Origin of the sequence: Enterococcus termitis (assembly GCF_001730305.1) — a bacterium.
GTDB classification, from domain to species: Bacteria; Bacillota; Bacilli; order Lactobacillales; family Enterococcaceae; genus Enterococcus_L; species Enterococcus_L termitis.
In genome coordinates this window covers 66479-83810 of sequence record NZ_MIJY01000034.1, presented here as the reverse complement: position 1 = coordinate 83810, position 17332 = coordinate 66479, and the positions used below count along the sequence as shown (strand labels likewise).

Annotated in this window: 16 protein-coding genes; 14 read left to right on the top strand and 2 right to left on the bottom strand. The window is 37.9% G+C overall.

All coding sequences use genetic code 11. The features are described 5' to 3' along the window. Window positions 1–101: 101 nt before the first annotated feature. Both BCR25_RS12785 and BCR25_RS12780 read right to left on the bottom strand, forming a co-directional pair. On the bottom strand, window positions 102–902 hold the full coding sequence (locus BCR25_RS12785; protein WP_069663979.1) for an alpha/beta hydrolase: 801 nt from the start codon (window positions 900–902) through the stop codon (window positions 102–104). Continuing rightward, window positions 889–2019 carry a GDSL-type esterase/lipase family protein gene (locus BCR25_RS12780; protein ID WP_069663978.1) on the bottom strand — a complete coding sequence of 377 codons (1131 nt, stop codon included), beginning with the start codon at window positions 2017–2019 and terminating at the stop codon, window positions 889–891. The genes BCR25_RS12785 and BCR25_RS12780 overlap by 14 nt, the downstream gene beginning before the upstream one ends. Window positions 2020–2307: 288 nt before the next feature. Between BCR25_RS12780 and BCR25_RS12775 the strand changes: the two genes are divergently transcribed. The 14 genes from BCR25_RS12775 to BCR25_RS12710 all read left to right on the top strand — a co-directional run bounded on the left by BCR25_RS12775 (window position 2308) and on the right by BCR25_RS12710 (window position 17303). After that, the gene (locus BCR25_RS12775; protein WP_069663977.1) at window positions 2308–3753 is read left to right on the top strand and encodes a PTS transporter subunit EIIC; all 1446 of its coding nucleotides are present in this window, start codon (window positions 2308–2310) and stop codon (window positions 3751–3753) included. 86 nt (window positions 3754–3839) lie between these two features. Then, window positions 3840–4559, top strand: coding sequence for a GntR family transcriptional regulator (locus BCR25_RS12770; protein WP_069663976.1), 720 nt, complete (start codon window positions 3840–3842; stop codon window positions 4557–4559). A gap of 267 nt (window positions 4560–4826) precedes the next feature. Next, window positions 4827–5540, top strand: a complete 714-nt coding sequence (locus BCR25_RS12765; protein ID WP_069663975.1) for a GntR family transcriptional regulator — start codon at window positions 4827–4829, stop codon at window positions 5538–5540. 91 nt (window positions 5541–5631) lie between these two features. Continuing rightward, on the top strand, window positions 5632–6132 hold the full coding sequence (locus BCR25_RS12760) for a PTS sugar transporter subunit IIB (protein WP_069663974.1): 501 nt from the start codon (window positions 5632–5634) through the stop codon (window positions 6130–6132). Between the two features lies 1 nt (window position 6133). Beyond that, the gene (locus tag BCR25_RS12755; RefSeq protein ID WP_069663973.1) at window positions 6134–6949 is read left to right on the top strand and encodes a PTS mannose/fructose/sorbose/N-acetylgalactosamine transporter subunit IIC; all 816 of its coding nucleotides are present in this window, start codon (window positions 6134–6136) and stop codon (window positions 6947–6949) included. Between the two features lie 2 nt (window positions 6950–6951). Beyond that, window positions 6952–7770: a PTS system mannose/fructose/sorbose family transporter subunit IID gene (locus BCR25_RS12750; protein WP_069663972.1), complete on the top strand. Its 819-nt coding sequence runs from the start codon at window positions 6952–6954 to the stop codon at window positions 7768–7770. 16 nt (window positions 7771–7786) lie between these two features. Next, window positions 7787–8203 (top strand): PTS sugar transporter subunit IIA, encoded by a 417-nt coding sequence (locus tag BCR25_RS12745; RefSeq protein ID WP_169819021.1) that lies wholly within the window; start codon window positions 7787–7789, stop codon window positions 8201–8203. Then, the gene (locus BCR25_RS12740; RefSeq protein ID WP_069663971.1) at window positions 8193–8969 is read left to right on the top strand and encodes a glucose-6-phosphate isomerase family protein; all 777 of its coding nucleotides are present in this window, start codon (window positions 8193–8195) and stop codon (window positions 8967–8969) included. Before BCR25_RS12745 ends, BCR25_RS12740 begins: the two co-directional genes overlap by 11 nt. 15 nt (window positions 8970–8984) lie before the next feature. Beyond that, window positions 8985–9542, top strand: coding sequence for a glucose-6-phosphate isomerase family protein (locus BCR25_RS12735; protein WP_069663970.1), 558 nt, complete (start codon window positions 8985–8987; stop codon window positions 9540–9542). Continuing rightward, on the top strand, window positions 9496–11238 hold the full coding sequence (locus BCR25_RS12730; protein WP_069663969.1) for a class I mannose-6-phosphate isomerase: 1743 nt from the start codon (window positions 9496–9498) through the stop codon (window positions 11236–11238). The genes BCR25_RS12735 and BCR25_RS12730 overlap by 47 nt, the downstream gene beginning before the upstream one ends. A 269-nt stretch (window positions 11239–11507) precedes the next feature. Beyond that, window positions 11508–12332 carry a peptide-methionine (S)-S-oxide reductase MsrA gene (gene msrA / locus BCR25_RS12725; RefSeq protein ID WP_069663968.1) on the top strand — a complete coding sequence of 275 codons (825 nt, stop codon included), beginning with the start codon at window positions 11508–11510 and terminating at the stop codon, window positions 12330–12332. A 288-nt stretch (window positions 12333–12620) separates the two neighbouring features. Further along, window positions 12621–13067, top strand: coding sequence for a MarR family winged helix-turn-helix transcriptional regulator (locus BCR25_RS12720; protein WP_069663967.1), 447 nt, complete (start codon window positions 12621–12623; stop codon window positions 13065–13067). Further along, window positions 13067–15448, top strand: a complete 2382-nt coding sequence (locus BCR25_RS12715; protein ID WP_069663966.1) for an ABC transporter ATP-binding protein — start codon at window positions 13067–13069, stop codon at window positions 15446–15448. The genes BCR25_RS12720 and BCR25_RS12715 overlap by 1 nt, the downstream gene beginning before the upstream one ends. A gap of 13 nt (window positions 15449–15461) precedes the next feature. Then, window positions 15462–17303 (top strand): ABC transporter ATP-binding protein, encoded by a 1842-nt coding sequence (locus BCR25_RS12710; protein WP_069663965.1) that lies wholly within the window; start codon window positions 15462–15464, stop codon window positions 17301–17303. Window positions 17304–17332: the final 29 nt, after the last annotated feature.

Here is a 17332-nt window from a genome sequence, read left to right as displayed (position 1 = left end):
CGGTTAATACTCAATCAATCTATTCAAATAGTGTGTCTGCGGCGTAACATAGTTGCCGCAGACTTTTTTAGTTTAGCTTATTTCGTGAATAAAAATTGTATTTATAAGCGTTTATTTAGCCAAGTTATGCAGGTGGGAAACCAGCTTGCGACAATCGGGTCAAGATACTGCTCAGTATTTTTTGAAGCAGAAGCACGAGTGGCTAGGGAAAGACCATGTCGACCAGATTCAAAGATATGACATTCGAAGGGAATTGAACTTTTCTCTAATTTTTCGCAATAGTTCAAAGTATTTAAAACTGGAACAGCAGTGTCATTAGCAGTATGCCAAATAAATGTTTCTGGTGTATTTTGATCGATCTTATTCGCTGTATCATATCGTTCGATATCACTGATTGGAAAATCAAAATGAGTGATAGCTTTAGGCCATCCTAGCTGAAAACTAGTCACTGGATAGCATAAAATTGTTCCAGCAGGCTTATAATGAGAAGTCTTGTCTGCAAATTCTTGCCATCTTGTTGAATAAGATGCGGCTAAGTGACCGCCAGCGGAGCAACCAAGTAAAAAAATGTTGTTTGTATCGATTTGCCATTCTTCCTTGTTTTGATAAATCATATCAAAGGTTTGTTTCACTTGATTCACTGTTGCATTCAGAAAATCTGTTTTTAGATCATCTTGCATAGTTGTGTAATTTAGCACGATTGCTTGAAAACCTTGGGCTAAAAAAGCTAAAGCTAGTGGTTCAGACTCTCTGTTGGACAAAAAATCATACCCTCCTCCTGGGCAAATGACTAAAACAGGCAACAAATGATTTTCTATTGAAATATTTTCACGTAAGTACACGTCAATCGAAGCTGGAAAATCTTGTTCTTTTGATTGAAGGGACAAATTAAATGTTTGCATAGTTAGGACCTCTCTCGTTTAGTTTATTAGTCAATAATGGAAGCAAGGCTTCAAAAATATATGTTCCTAACAGCTTTCCGCCATTTTCTGAAAAATGAATATGATCTCCGCAATCAACCGCTTCTTTTAAGAGATGAGGATGATCAGCATCGGTTAAAAAAGAGGCGCTGTCGATCGTATTTGGCTGTGCTAAAAGCCAAGTGTTGATTGTCTGTCGAAGGATTTCTTTTTCATTATTCCAAGCAGGTACATCGTGATTAGATGAGTTGCCAAAAGGCGGTATTGTCAGGGCGATGTAACTAGTATTATTTGCATCCGCTTCGTTATATAATCGCTGATAGCCTGTAATCATTTGTTCAGCTGAAGGCAATTCTGCGATTGAGCTGCCAGTTCCTGGATGCAGTAAATCATTGGTGCCGATTAGACCGATAACGATATCTGGTTGATGGGTGATAACATTGTCGCGAAAGCGTTGAACACCTGCTAGACCGAAGCTTTCTTTCCACTGAGAATTAGCAGTTCCAGCTAATAACAAGCGATTTCCTGATATACCTGCGTTGAATCCGGTTATTGGTAAATCAGTTTGATACAGTGAGTGAAGAACATGATCACTAAAATAGCCTTGATTGGTTAAAGAATCTCCAAAAAAAGCGATAGTCATTGGCTTTTGTCTTCCGGTATCAATTTTAATAGAGGTCAATCCGTAAATGAAAGTAGGTCCTGCGTATTCTTTGCCACGAACGATTTCATTAGATAAAAGGTTTGCAGAACTGGCCAGTAGATTTCGCTCATTTTGAAGTTCTAATTCAAAATACAATTCATGTGCTGGAGGAATATCAAATGCTACAGAATCAGTCCAAAGACGTTGATTTGGTGGTATCGTGAATGTTTTTTCTCCATGTAAAGTCAAAGCGACTGCTTGTTTCATATCTGCTGTTAAGCTGACTTGTACTCGTTTCACATGAAGAGAAATTGAGTCATATTGATTTGATAATTCAACACGAATGCGCTTACCTTGTAGATTTTGTTTGATACATAGGTGTTCTTTTTTTTGATTTGGTTGATAAGAAAGATTATGGTAGTTAGAAAATGTTTGATGCCATGCTAAGGCTTCCATACTGTCACCTCAAAATTACTTTATTCTTTTGGTTAATCAGCAAAAAAAGAGCAATGGAGAATGATTTCTCTGATTCTGCTATCTGATTATGAAATATCATACAGTCGATTTATTTTTTTGTCAATATTTGTTTAAACAAATACCCGAAAATGCTTGTTAGCCAGTTTAAGAGTTTTCTATCTAAAATGACTGAAATACAAATAAAAAAATAGTTGACAACGCTACCAACGACATGTTAAATTTGTTTAGACAAAAAATGTGTTTAAACAAATTTTAGGAGTGGTGAATATGAGCCGGAAGTTTGAAAAAGATGCAAAGCAGATCGTAGAATGTATTGGTGGGGAGAAAAATATTGTACATTTCACTCATTGTATCACTAGATTACGATTTGTCCTCAAAGATGAAAGCCTTATCAAAGAAGAGGAACTTAAAAAAATCAAATTAGTAAAAGGCACGATTGTTGCTAACGGTCAGTATCAAGTGATTATTGGTCCTGGAACGGTGGATGATGTGTTCGATGAGATTCAATCACAAATTAGTAGTGGATTATCTGATCAAAAAACAGGTACTGAAAAAACGAATAAAAGAACTCCGCTTCAAGAGGGACTAAAAATATTCTCAGACGTGTTTATCCCAATTCTACCAGCGATCGTCGGTGCAGGTATTTTACTTGGAATCGGAAATATTCTTACAGCACCAGGGATTTTTGGTACGGATGCTCTAGTTAGCAGCTATCCAGCAATCGACGGTTTAGCTGAAATGATATTGATGGTTGCTAATACGGCGTTCACATACATTCCGGTATTGGTTGCTTGGTCAGCGACAAAACGTTTTGGGGGCAATCCATTACTGGGAATTTTACTTGGATTGGTTTTGATCAATGCGGACTTGTTATCTGGCAGCCAGTTGTCCTCGGTCATTTCAGGAGCCGTTGAGCCGGAATATTGGTCAATTTTTGGGTTGGATATTATGAAAATCGGCTATCAAAACTCAGTCCTGCCTCCTTTAGTTGCCTCATACGTTCTTGTATTGATTGAAAAAAATTTACGAAAGGTTGTTCCAGGTGTGTTACAACTGATTTTGATTGCACCTATTGCGATTTTGGTTACGTCATTTCTAACATTTCTTGTGATTGGCCCAGTAATGAATCAAGTTGCTACTTGGATTACAGATAGTGTCTTGTTCTTATTCGATTTTAATCCGATTTTAGCAGGATTGATTTTTGGTTTATTATGGGAACCGTTAGTTCTTACTGGGATGCATCATGCATTGATTGCAATCAACATTCAACTCATTGCTACTACACAGCAAAGCTATATGTTGTCTATTATTACGATCGTTTGTGTAGCAGAAGCAGGCGCTGACATTGCTATGGGCTTACTGGCAAAAAATAAATCAGACCGCGGCATCGCATTTTCAGCTGGACTTTCATCTGTTTTAGGCGTGACAGAACCATCAATGTTTGGTGTAACGATTCCGGCAAAATTTCCGTTTATATGCTCAATTATTAGTTCTGGTGTGGCTGGTGCGTTAGTGATGATTTTCAAAATCTATGCAATATCACTTGGACCAAGTGGACCGTTAGCCTTTACAATCATTCCAGTTCAATTTTGGTTGCCGCACTATATCATCATGTTTGTAGCATTTGCTCTTTCTTTTGTGTTAACCTATTTGTATGGGAAAACAATTCATGCTAAAAAGGTGAGTGGCTCTTTAGATACGGCTGTGTTATAGCAGATTTTATTAGTAAAGGGTTGTTCATAAACGATAAATCAACTACAATTCATTTTAACGTGTATTCTTGATAAGGAGAGGGAAAAATGGCACAAGCTAAGTTTCATTCGATTTATTTAACATTAGTCGAAAAAATAAAAACAAATCAATACAAAGAAATGTTGCCGACAGAGGACGTTTTAACAAAAGAATTCAATGCAAGTAGAAATACGATTCGACGTGCCATTAGTCTTTTGAATGAGGACGGCTACACGTATAGTGTGAAAGGTAGAGGAGTTGTCATTTTAGAGACATTTGATGATAGCCGCTGGTCGTTCAACGCTGAAACGTTTGGTGGATTAGAAGCAATCAAAACAGATAATGATCTAACAACAGAGACATTAGTGACGAAATTCCAGAAAATCGTTGTTCAAGAAGAGGATAGTCAACGATTACCGTTTTCAAAGGGAGAGACATTATATGAAGTAGAGCGGATTCGATTTCTTAATGAGTCTAGACTGATTTTAGATCATAGCTATTTTCGTGCAGAGCAGGTGCCAGAGTTAGACCAGACGATCGTGGAAGAGTCCGTTTATGACTATTTTAAAAAGCATAATTTACGGCTAGCTGCAGCTAAACGCCGATTTCTAGTTGTAGCTGCAACGAGTAATGATCAAGAGAAGCTGGATTTGGGTACCTATAATTGCGTTGGTGTCTTAGAGAATTTAGTCTATAACGATATGGGCAAATCATTCGAGTATACCGAAAGTCGTTTTGTTCCGGGTTCATTTGACCTTAGTTATTTTGTGCAAAATGAGGACATGTAAGCATTTTCAAGACATTAACGAATGTTTTTCAATAGGTTGATCTATATCAAAATTTTTTTAGGCATCAACTATGCGGCATTGAAAAGTAACAGGAACTATATTTTTGAATGAAACGTGTTAGCTAGAAAGGCCTTTAAAATGAAGGCGTTTCTAGCTTTTTTTCATTTTTTTAGGTATCGTATCATTCGATTTATTTTAAAAACGGTTGCATGAAATAAAATCATGTGCTATTGTTATGACAATGAGATGTAGAAAGATGGTGGAGGAATGAATGATAATCGATTACCGCTATACATTCAAATTGCCAGTGACTTGAAGTTTAAGATCAACTCTGGTGAGTGGAACGTCGAAGATCAGATCCCGACAGAATATGAACTTTGTACGATTTATGATGTCAGCCGTATTACGATTAGAAAAGCAATCGATCAGCTGGTCAACGAAGGGTTGTTATATCGTAAGCGTGCAGTAGGTACGTTTGTTCAGGAAAAAGAAGTAGAAGCGAAAGAAACAGTCGTTAAAAGTTTTACACAGGAAATGAATAATCTTGGCAGAAAAGTCCATACGTTAAAAGCACAAATCAAAACGGAAAAAGCAACTGCCAAAATTGCTAACTTTTTAAATATCAACGAAGGGAATCCTGTGTTGAATTTACAGCGGGTGTTTGGTACAGACGAATTGGCTTTTGCCTTTTTCGACACCTATTTCACCTATGAATCGTTCTTTTCAATAAATGATGAGGATTATTATGGTTCTTTTTATGAATATTTGAAGTCCTTTGATATTATTGTTGATTCAATCAAGGAATATGTGGAAGCAGTCAAACCTAACGAGCAGTTGGTGAAGGTTCTAGAAATTGATGAGCACACACCCATTTTAAAAAGAGTTCGAATCACGCAACAGGTCGGAAAGACGTTTCATGAGTACTCAGAATGCTTTTATATAGGTAGTGAATATCGTTACTATGTCAATGATTTCACTTAAATTTGGTAAAAAATATATTTCTTCATTTAGAAATATATTTTTATTATATCTTATTGTAATGACATTATATCAATTGAGGAGGAAGCAAAAAATGGCAATTTCATTTATTAGGATCGACGACCGCATTATCCACGGTCAGGTGGTCACTCGTTGGATGAGTGAGAGAAAGTGTGATGGTGTTGTGGCAGTCGATGATCCATCAGCGAAAAATCCAGTACTAGCGAAAATGTTGAAGTCAGCAGTTCCGTTGCCTTTAAAAGGATTTGTGATGACAGAAGAGGAAATCATTCAAAAATGGCCGAAAATTGTTGAGAGTAAACGTCAGTATTTCTTGATCGCACGCTCGCCAGAAACACTTGTCCGAATTTTTGAAAGCGGTGTCGATTTTATTTCGCAATTAAGTGAATTAAATGTTGGGCCGATGAGTGCTCGTGATGGCGCAAAAAAATACGGTAAAAATTTAAGTATGCTCTCAGCAGAGGAAAGCGCATTTGATACTTTACAAAAATACGGGATGACTATTTCATTTCAACTTGTTCCGGACTCGAAAAAGAAAACATGGGACGAGTTGAAAGCAGAAGGAGGAGCATAGGATGGACATCACTTTATTGGTTCAAGCAGTTGCTATTTCGATCTTTTGTTACTTGGGCGCATTATCGACACCTTGGCTGTTGGGATTGACTGGTGGTTGGTATACGATTACTCGACCTTTAGTTTCAGGAATGATCGTTGGATTGATTTTAGGAGACATGAAACAGGGAATTATCATGGGAGTTGCGATTCAAACGGTTTATATCGCAATGGTTACTCCTGGAGGTCAAATGCCAGCTGATCTGAATTTTGTGGCGTTCCCAGCGATTGCTTTAGCAATGCTTTCTCATACGAGTACCGAGGTTGCGGTGACATTGGCAACAACAATTGGAATTCTTGGCACGATCGTTTTCAATATGTATCAAGTGGTCAACTCATTTTGGAATCATCGCGCTGTTGCCGCTATTCAAGAAGGAGATTATAAGAAGTTTCGAACAAATGCAATCATAGGTCCTCAGCTGGTCAACTTTGTTTCTCGTTTTGTTCCATCGTTTTTAGTGATTTATTTTGGTTCTGGTTTCGCAAAAAACATGTTGGAGTCGATGCCTCAATATATCGTTGATGTCATGAGCTACTTAGGTGGTGTACTTCCGGCAATCGGGATTGCAATGCTATTAACAGCGGTAGTCAAAGAGAATTCATTGTTTTTATTCTTCTTATTGGGGTTTGTTTGCATTGTGTTCTTAGAGTTAAATATGATCGCATTAACGATTGTTGCGGCAGTGATTGCCTATCTTTATTATATTGGATCAAGTAAAAATACCCCGGTTAGTTCAGCAGGAGTACTTGTTGAAGATGAGGACGAGGAGGAGTTTTAAGGATGGCTGAAAAAATTTTAGATAAAAAGACATTAACAAAATCTTATCATAGATGGATGATGTATAACTTAGTAGCAATGAGTTTTGAATTTTTAGAAGCAATGGGGTTTGCACTTTCAATGGAGCCGGTTGCAGATAAACTGTATCAAGAAGAACCAGAAAAGAAAAAAGAGATGCTGGAGCGACACACTGCTTTTTATAATACAGAACCGCAAGTAGGTGCATTGATCAACGGGATCGCCGTTGGGCTTGAGGAGCAAAAAGCAATGGGCAACACTGGTATCACAGGAGAGCTGATCAATAGTTTGAAAATTGGTTTGATGGGTCCCTTAGCTGGAATTGGTGATTCAATGATTCCGGGAATGCTGATTCCTATTTTACTTTCAATAGGAATGGGACTTTCAGCGAATGGTAGTATCTTAGGTGTTTTATTTTATATTCTTTCATTTAATAGCATTGTTTATTTTGGTTCACGCTATCTATTTTTTAAAGGATATGAATTAGGTGCGGAATCTGTGGATGTATTTACTGGTGAAAAAGCGCAACAAATTACGAAAGCGATTACGGTTTTGGGGATGACAGTTATTGGAGGTGTAGCCGCTTCTTATGTCAATCTTGACATAGCTGCGACCTTTGCTTTAACAGGGACGAAAATCGATGTGCAGGCGATATTAGATGGGATATTCCCGAAACTAGCACCGTTAGCTGCAATCTTTGCTTCATGGTACTTAATGGCAAAAAGAAGTGTGTCTCCGGTTAAGCTGATTTTCATTTATTTTATCGTCGCTTTTGCTGCGGTTGGTCTAGCTTATCTATTTTAAGAGGAGGAATGAAAAGGTGAATACTCGAATTATTTTGGTCAGTCATTTTGGGTTAGCTTCTGGAATAAAGAAGGCTTTAGAGTTCATTGTAGGTGTTCAAAAGGAAGTTTACACGATCGAATTGGATGAAGAAGGGATTGAAGCGTTTAAAGAAAAGTGTCGTCTTTTATCTAAAGATTCTTTTGAAGGAACAACTATTATTGTTAGTGATCTTCCAGCAGGATCACCTGGAGCAACAGCGTTCAGCCTATTAAATGGGACTGGTGATGTCCGCTTGATTAGCGGAATGAATTTACCCTTACTTCTTGATTTAGTCTTATCAAGCTCAGTGAAAACTATTGATGCGTTGATTCCAGAGGCGATTAGTTCTGCTAAAGAAGCGATTCAAGACTATACGATCGTTACAAATGAGGAGGTTGATGATGAGTTTTGATGGAGGATTGGCTGTTCAGTTAAACGAGACAGAGCTGACACTGGAATTTGGAACAGGCTTGTTTTATCCGAACCGATTGGAAAGAAGGTATTTAAACGATGTTCGTAGCAGTTTACTGGACAAACATGCTGAAGGACCGGAAGTGTTGTATACAATCGCAATGGACGTAGGGAAAACAGTTCATTTTGAAGATTTGCATAAGCGACACTTATTATATGGCATGGTCGCTTACAATAATGGACTCATCGGTACTGAATTGGTGAGAAGTCAAGGTCATATTCATGCAGTTTCAGCCTCCTGCAAGTCATCAACACCTGAAGTATATGAAATTTGGCAGGGAAAAGCATACATTTATATGCAGGAGTTTGTAGCTGAAAGTCCAGGACGTTGTTTTGCAGTCATTGCTAGAGCGGGAGATAGTGTGATCGTTCCGCCAAACTGGGCACATTATACAGTGAATGCGAGCACGAGTGAAAAAATGCTTTTTGGAGCATGGTGTATTCGTGATTATGCCTTTGAATACAAAGAAATACGCGAAAAACATGGTTTAGCCTTTTATCCAGTGATGGAAAATGATCAAGTCGTGTGGGTAAAAAATAACCATTACACGCAAGCCAAATTAATAGAAAAAACTGCTCGAATGTATCCGGAATTTGGGTTATCAAAAGAAAACCTCTATTCTCAATATGAGCAAAAAACATCGACTTTTGATTTTGTCACAAATCCAGCCGCCTATCAATCATTATGGGAGAATTTTGAACCATAAAAAGGGAGGACAAAAATGATTCATTTTAATAAAGAACATCTTTGTTTAGAAGGAAACGAAATAAAATACAGCCAGCCCAAACTAGGGAGTTATGCAGAGTATTATCAAGAGCTCACTGAACTGGACGATCCTGAAAAGGTGATCTACGAGGTGGAGTATCATGATAATGGTTTAAAAGAAGGCGATGAGGGCGGTTTATTTTGGGGAATTTCACATGTGATGCCTGGAACGATCGGTGATGAATACCATATGACCAAAGGCCATCTTCATCAAAAAAAGGCGACAGGAGAATATTATTGGGGCTTAAAAGGAGAAGGCTTGTTACTGCTTGTTTTTGCTGATAATAGCTATGAGCTGCAAGAGGTTAAAGAGGGATCCGTTCATTATATTCCCGGCAACACTAGTCATCGTCTGATCAATAGCGGTATTGAAAAATTGTCAGTGGGAGCGTGTTGGTTGACGGAATCTGGACATGATTATGTGAATTGTCATTTTCCAATTAGAGTAGTTAAGAATGGAGAGAGCAATGTTGAAATTATCAATTGTACGTCCGAAGATAAAAATAAATCGTGAAGCAAACGTTGTAACAACCTATGAAACGATCGTCGAAAGTTTGAAAGAAAAAATAGCTATGAAAGATTCTTTTACACTAGCTATTGAATGCTATCCTGTAACGAATGAAAAACTTTTATTGAAGCAGTTGATTCATCCACTGAGTCCAGCATTAGTCATTGCGGCAGAAGAACTGTTTAAGACGCCAGCAGAAATCAATACGATAATTGAAGCAAATATAACTGATGATCGCATTTTCGGTTTGATGAGCCACCATACAATACAAGAGTTTATCGACGAACAAAAGTATATAAATCAAGTACAACGAATAACAGAACAATCGTCACAAGGCGGTCTAACCGTCATTTATGGAATGGGCGCTTCCTTAATAGAAAAAGCAGATATGGTTATCTACGTTGATTTGGCTAGATGGGAAATTCAAAAAAGGTATCGTTCAGGTAAATATAGCAACTGGCTGGCTGAAAATAACGGAGAAGATTCTCTAAGAATGATCAAACGAGGGTACTTTTTTGAATGGCCGTTGGCTGATCGCTACAAACAGCAGCTTTCCGAAAAAATCGATTATTTATTGGATATCCATGATGAAGATGAACCTAAATTGATTGCTTATCCAGACTATTTAAAAGGCTTAGAAGAAGTCGTTAATCAGCCCTTTTCTTTAGTGCCCTTTTTTGATCCCGGTGTTTGGGGTGGAACATGGATGCAGCAGCAATTTGGTGTTGGAGAAAATGAACCGAATTTAGCATGGAGTTTTAATGGTGTTCCAGAAGAAAACAGTTTATTATTAGATTTTTCAGGAATAAGTATTGAGGTTCCAGCAAATAATCTCATTTTTAATCAGGCTGAAAAATTATTAGGTGCCCGTGCATTTGGACGATTTGGACATGAATTTCCGATCCGATTTAATTTTCTGGATACAATGGATGGACAAAATCTCAGTCTGCAAGTCCACCCAAAAGTCGATTATGCACAGCAGCAATTTGGCGTCAATTATACGCAGGATGAAAGCTACTATGTGTTAGAGGCTAAAAATGAGGCGGTCGTATATTTGGGTTTAAATCAAGGTGTACAAAAAGAAGCCTTGATCGATGCACTAAAAGCTGCTGAAAACGGGGCTGGTTTTGATGATGAAAAATACATTTATCGCCACACCATGAAAAAACATGATCATTATTCGATTCCTTCTGGGACGATCCATTCCAGCGGGAAAGATTCAGTGATTTTAGAAATCAGTGCAACACCGAACCGTTTTACCTTTAAGCTGTGGGATTGGGACCGCGTTGATTTTGATGGCTTGCCAAGACCTGTCAATATCGATCATGGTGAGAAAAATATTGATATGTATAAAGATTCAGCTTGGGTCGAACGGGAGTTGATTAACCCGATCACTGTTGTGGATCAAGGTGACGGCTGGATAGAGGAAAAGACGGGGCTTCATGAAACGGAATTTATTGAAACACGCCGACACACATTTAGCAAAAAAGTACACCATGAAAATCATGGCAGTGTCAATGTTTTGAATCTTGTTGAAGGAGAGGAGGCACTGGTCACGAGTACAGAAGGCAAATTTCAACCATTTTCTGTCCAATATGCTCAAACGTTTATTATTCCAGCAACCATAGGCAGCTATGAAATTGAACCTTATGGTAAAAGTAAAGGAAAGACCATAAAGACGATCAAGGCATTTGTCCGTTGATTCGAACATGGCTTAGGTTGAAAAGTTTCCATCTGTATTCAAATATTAAATAACTGGATTGTAACTCGTTGAGTTATGCTCCAGTTATTTTTTTACAAAAAATTAGACCAATTCGTTTAGTAGCGTAGAAAATAAAAATGTGATACATTTCAGATGAGATTTTTTGACTGAAAATCGGTGGCTACTCATGATCGTCAGTTAGGATTCAACTATATGATCCGGCTCTTTAATCGATGAAGCAAAATAAAAAAGATAAAGGAGTTTTTATGATGCGATTAACACAAGAAGAAGCACTCAATGAAATGTATAACCTCATTTTGAATCCTGGAACTCGTGAGTGGGAACGAACACAACTGATGGAAACTAAAGAGAAGCTTGAAACAGGCAGCAAACTGTCTGATCAACTTGCTAAACTAGAGGCAGTATTCAGACCGTTAGCCAGCAGAAACAATCTAACTCCGGATGTTATGGATTTTTACTTAAGGATCACAAATAATCCATTAGGAAAAGTGACGTATGACTTTTCGAAACATGAGATAGTAGATCCTATCAATCAAGAACGTGCAGTATTTGCTGGAGGCTGTTTTTGGTGTATGGTTGAACCTTTTGAAACCCATCCAGGAATTATTTCTGTCTTATCTGGTTATATAGGAGGAAAAACAGATCATCCCACCTATGACCAAGTCAGTGGCGGTTATACAGGACATGTTGAAGCAGTCGAAATTATTTTTGATAAGCGGCGTATTTCTTATGAAGAGCTGGTGGCTTTGTATTGGACAATTTCTGATCCGACCGATGCTTTTGGACAATTTCAAGATCGAGGAAATCAATACAGACCCATTATTTTTGTGCAAAACGATCAGCAAAGACAAATTGCCGAACGTTCTAAAAATGAATTGATTACCTCGGGAAAATTCGATAAGCCAATCGTCACAGAAATTAAACCAGCAACAACCTTTTGGCCAGCAGAAAATTACCATCAAGAGTTTTATAAAAAACAACCAAAAAGATATCGAAAGATGAAACACGCCCGCCAAACCTTTTTATATTATCAAAAGATTAAGCAAAAATTCAGTAGTAGAAAAAGAGGTTGAGCCAACAGTCAATTAGGTTCGAGCAATTGGAGTAACAAGCGAACGATACGCTTCTTGTATTGCTCGCTTTTTTGTTTTGTTCCATGCTTTTTTATAGTGAAAAAATCAAAATCTTAATAGATAGAATGAATGATTTATAATTTTTTAAATAAAAACGTATTCATTTTCTATTTTCGTTCAATAGTATTGACATTAAAAGATGCATGGGTTAATATCAAACAGTATTAATTACTAACACTGTTAGTTATTAATGGTGAAAGTGATTATTTTTAAAGAAGGAGGAGTCATATGTCATTCGCAGAAGAAGCTGAACAAGAGCTCATTCGTTTGATGGTGGAAAACCGTAATAGTGCGTTTAGCAGATTTGAAAAGAGTAATCAAGGTGAAAGTATGGTCATCAAATTTCTCTATAAATATGGTGAACCAACAAGTCCAAAGCATTTAGCGGATTCATTGAATTTATCTAGCGCTCGAATTGCAGTCGTTTTAGGAAGCTTAGAGAAAAAAGGACTGATTGAACGAAACATGGATGAAAATGATCGAAGACGGATCAATGTCACGTTAACTGAAAGTGGCAAAAAAGCGGCAAAGCATGAAAAAAAACAGATGCGTGATAAAATCGTTCAAATTTTCAAAATGATGGGCGAAGACGATACAGTATTGTTCATAGAGCTTGTTGCGAAATTTGTTGACTGCGCCCAAAAAATATCTCTGAAAGAGGAAGGTGACCAATAGTGAAGATTTTTAAATATCTAGGCAAATACTGGTATGCGGTCATCGCAGTTCTTGTGCTTTTAGTCGTGCAAGCTAATAGTGATCTAAGCTTACCAAACTTAACATCAGACATTGTTGATATCGGTATTCAACAAGGAGGGCTTGAAAACTCTACGCCTGAGAAAATCAGGAAAACAACTCTTCAGGGAATCGAAATGTTTATGACCGAAGATGAAAAGAAAATCATTGAAGATAATTATAAAGAAACGACTCAAACGATTGATGGAAAAAAAGTCGATATTTATAAATTAGATCTTCAAAATGGAATGACTGAAGAAAAATTAGCAGATATCTTTAACTTACCAATGATGATGTTGGCATCTTCTCAAGCAAAAGATTCTTCTTCTGCCAGTGAAGCAAAAGCAATTATTGAAGAGTATAAAGCAATCGGCACAGATGCAGAAAAAGCCAAAAAATTAGGGGAAGAAGCTAAAGCTTTAGGAGAGCAAGCCCAAGCAGCAGGTGAAGCTGCCGCTACAGCAACAGATATGGCTACAGCAGCAGAAAATGCAAGTGAAGCTCAAACCCTAGCCGCGCAAGCACAAGCCAAAGGGGCTGAAGCGCAAAAACTTGCGGATTCTTTAAAATCTGCAACAGATGCTATGCCTGAAAAAGTCGAAGCTGCCAGAAAGAAAACGAAAGAAAGCCTTGGTGATCTTGGCGCAGATTCAATCAAAACAGTTGGTATTCAGTTGACCTTAGCCGAATACAAAGCATTGAAGATGGATACACAACAAATTCAAACAGATTACATTATCAAAACAGGAACAAAAATGATCCTATTAACACTTGTTTCAGCTGTGGCTGCGATCATCGTAGGTTTGATTGCGTCACTTGTTGCGGCCTCTGTGGGACGTAATTTACGTGTGGGTCAATATGAAAAAACGTTACAATTCTCAAATACTGAAATGGAAAAATTCTCTCCAGCGTCATTGATTACGCGTAATACAAACGATATCCAGCAAATGCAAATGGGGATCGTCATGATCATGCGTATCGTCTTGTATGCGCCAATTCTTGGGATCGGTGGGATCTATCAAGTATACAAAACTGGAACTGGAATGGGCTGGATCGTTGGAGTCGCAGTTGCAGCGGTATTAGTCTTAGTAATGACACTCTTGATTTTTACGATGCCAAAATTCAAAGCGTTGCAAAACTTGGTTGACCGAGTGAACTTAGTTTCTCGTGAAATTATTACAGGGTTGCCAGTTATTCGTGCCTTTTCTCGTGAGAAGTACGAAGAAAAACGATTTGATGTTGCCAATACGAATTTAATGAAAACACAGCTCTTCGTTAACCGCTCCATGTCCATTATGATGCCGGTGATGATGCTGATGATGAACGGGATCTCTGTCTTGATCGTCTGGGTCGGTGGTCACAATATGAATAACGGTCAATTACAGGTTGGGGATATGATGGCTTTTATCACATACACAATGATGATCGTTATGGCCTTTATGATGTTATCCATGGTTTCTATCATTCTTCCGCGTGCGAATGTAGCAGCTGGACGTGTTGAAGAAGTATTAGATACTGTACCGACAATCACAGATCCAAAACAACCAAAAGATGACACTGATTTTACTGGTGAAGTGAAATTTGAAGCCGTTCAATTCCGTTATGGTGATGCGGATGAAGATGTGCTGCATCATATCAATTTTGTTGCTAAGCCAGGACAAACAACAGCCTTGATCGGATCGACAGGCTCGGGTAAATCGACGATCATCAACTTGATTCCGCGTTTATTCGATGTAACTGGAGGTAGAATCACGATCGATGGTGTGGATGTACGCGAAATGTCCTTACACAAACTACATGAAATCATTGGCTTTGTACCACAAAAAGGAATGCTGTTCTCAGGGGATATTGCCTCTAATATTAAATTTGGAGATGCAGATATTTCAGATGAAGAAATGAAAAAAGCTGCTCGGATCGCTCAAGCAGAAGAATTTATCGATTCAAACGAAAAAGGCTACACTCGTGAAATTTCTCAAGGCGGAACCAATGTTTCAGGTGGACAAAAACAGCGTTTATCGATTGCTCGTGCATTAGCAAAAAATCCTAAAATATTGATTTTTGATGACTCTTTCTCAGCACTTGATAACAAGACAGATGTAGCTTTACGGAAAGCATTATCTGAAAATATCAACGATGTGACCCAAATCATTGTGGCTCAAAAGATTTCGACCATTCTTCATGCAGATAACATTATTGTATTGAATGAAGGCCGTATCGTTGATCAGGGAACACATGAAGAGTTGATGGAATCATCACAAGTCTATCAAGAAATTGCCCAGTCACAATTAAGCAATGCTGAATTAGGCATAGAAGAAGCGGATTAAGGAGGAGCAAAAAATGGCAGAAGAAAAACAAAATCGGCCTCGTCGCGGCGGCGGTCCTGGAAATATTGCTCCAGTTGAAAAAGCAAAAGATTTCAAAGGCACTATTAAGAAATTAGTGTCCTATATCGGCGCCTATAAAATCCCGGTATTCTTTGTGATCATCTTTGCGATCGCCTCAACCGTCTTCAATATTTGGGGACCTAAGATCTTATCAAAAGCAATCACAGAATTGTTTAACGGTTTAATCAAAAAATATCAAGGAACAGGCGGCATCGATTTCGACAAAATCGGCGGTATTTTACTATTTATGCTAGGTCTGTATCTGGTTGCAGCACTTTTTGGGATAATCCAAGGATGGATCATGTCTACGATCTCACAAAAAATCACTTACCGTATGAGAAAAGAAATTTCTGAAAAAATAGATCGTATGCCTATGAATTATTTTGAAAGTCGCACAACAGGTGAAGTACTATCACGTATCACAAATGACGTAGATACCTTAGGTCAATCATTGAATCAGTCGATCACTCAATTGATTACATCTGTATTTACTATTATCGGGGTTATCGTAATGATGCTTTCGATTTCTGTAAAAATGACAGGTATCGCAATTTTAATCGTGCCGATTTCATTTATTTTGATCATGATCGTTGTAAAAAATTCTCAAAAATACTTTAAAACACAACAAGAATATCTTGGCGTCATCAATGGTAAAGTTGAAGAAACGATCGGCGGCTATAATATCGTTCGTTTGTTCAATGATGAAGAAAACTCATTAAAAGAATTTAAAGACCAAAATGATGTGTTGTTCAAATCAGCTTGGAAATCACAATTTCTTTCAGGTTTGATGCAGCCAATCATGAACTTTGTCGGAAACTTAGGGTATGTCGCTGTTGCTATCGTCGGTGGTATTATGGCGTACAATGGTTCAATTACTGTTGGGGATATTCAAGCGTTTATCCAATATGTTCGTAATTTGACGCAGCCGATCGCACAGTTAGCTCAAGTATCAAACATGCTTCAATCAATGGCTGCAGCGGCAGAACGTGTCTTTGAATTCCTTGGTGAGGAAGAAGAAGATCAAACCGTTCCAAATCCAGTTAAAATCGATAAGGCGAAAGGTATGGTCGACTTTGATCATGTTCAGTTCGGCTATACACCGGATAAAATCGTCATTCAAGACTTTAGTTCTCATGTTGAGCCAGGACAAACAGTGGCCATCGTTGGACCAACCGGTGCAGGAAAAACAACAATGGTAAAATTATTGATGCGTTTTTACGATGTCAATTCTGGTGCAATCAAAATCGATGGTCATAACATCAAAGATTTTAACCGCGCTGATTTACGTAAAAATATTGGAATGGTTTTACAAGATACGTGGCTGTTTAAGGGTACGATCATGGAAAACTTGCGCTATGGACGTTTAGACGCAACCGATGAAGAAGTGTATGCTGCGGCAAAAGCTGCTCATGTACATCACTTTATCCAAACATTACCTGGCGGGTACAACATGGAATTAAATGAAGAATCTTCAAATATTTCACAAGGACAAAAACAATTATTGACTATTGCTCGTGCAATTTTAGCTGACAAACCGATTTTGATTTTGGATGAAGCAACTTCCTCTGTCGATACACGGACGGAAGGCTTGATTCAAGAAGCGATGAATAATTTAATGGCTGGTCGTACATCATTTGTTATTGCTCACCGATTATCAACAATCAAAGATGCAGATAAAATTCTTTATATGCAAGATGGTGATATCAAAGAACAAGGAACACATGAAGAATTGTTGGCTGAAGGCGGATATTATGCGTCACTTTACAATTCACAGTTTGAAGATCTAGCCGAATAAACGAACAGTTACACGAAAATGGAACAAAA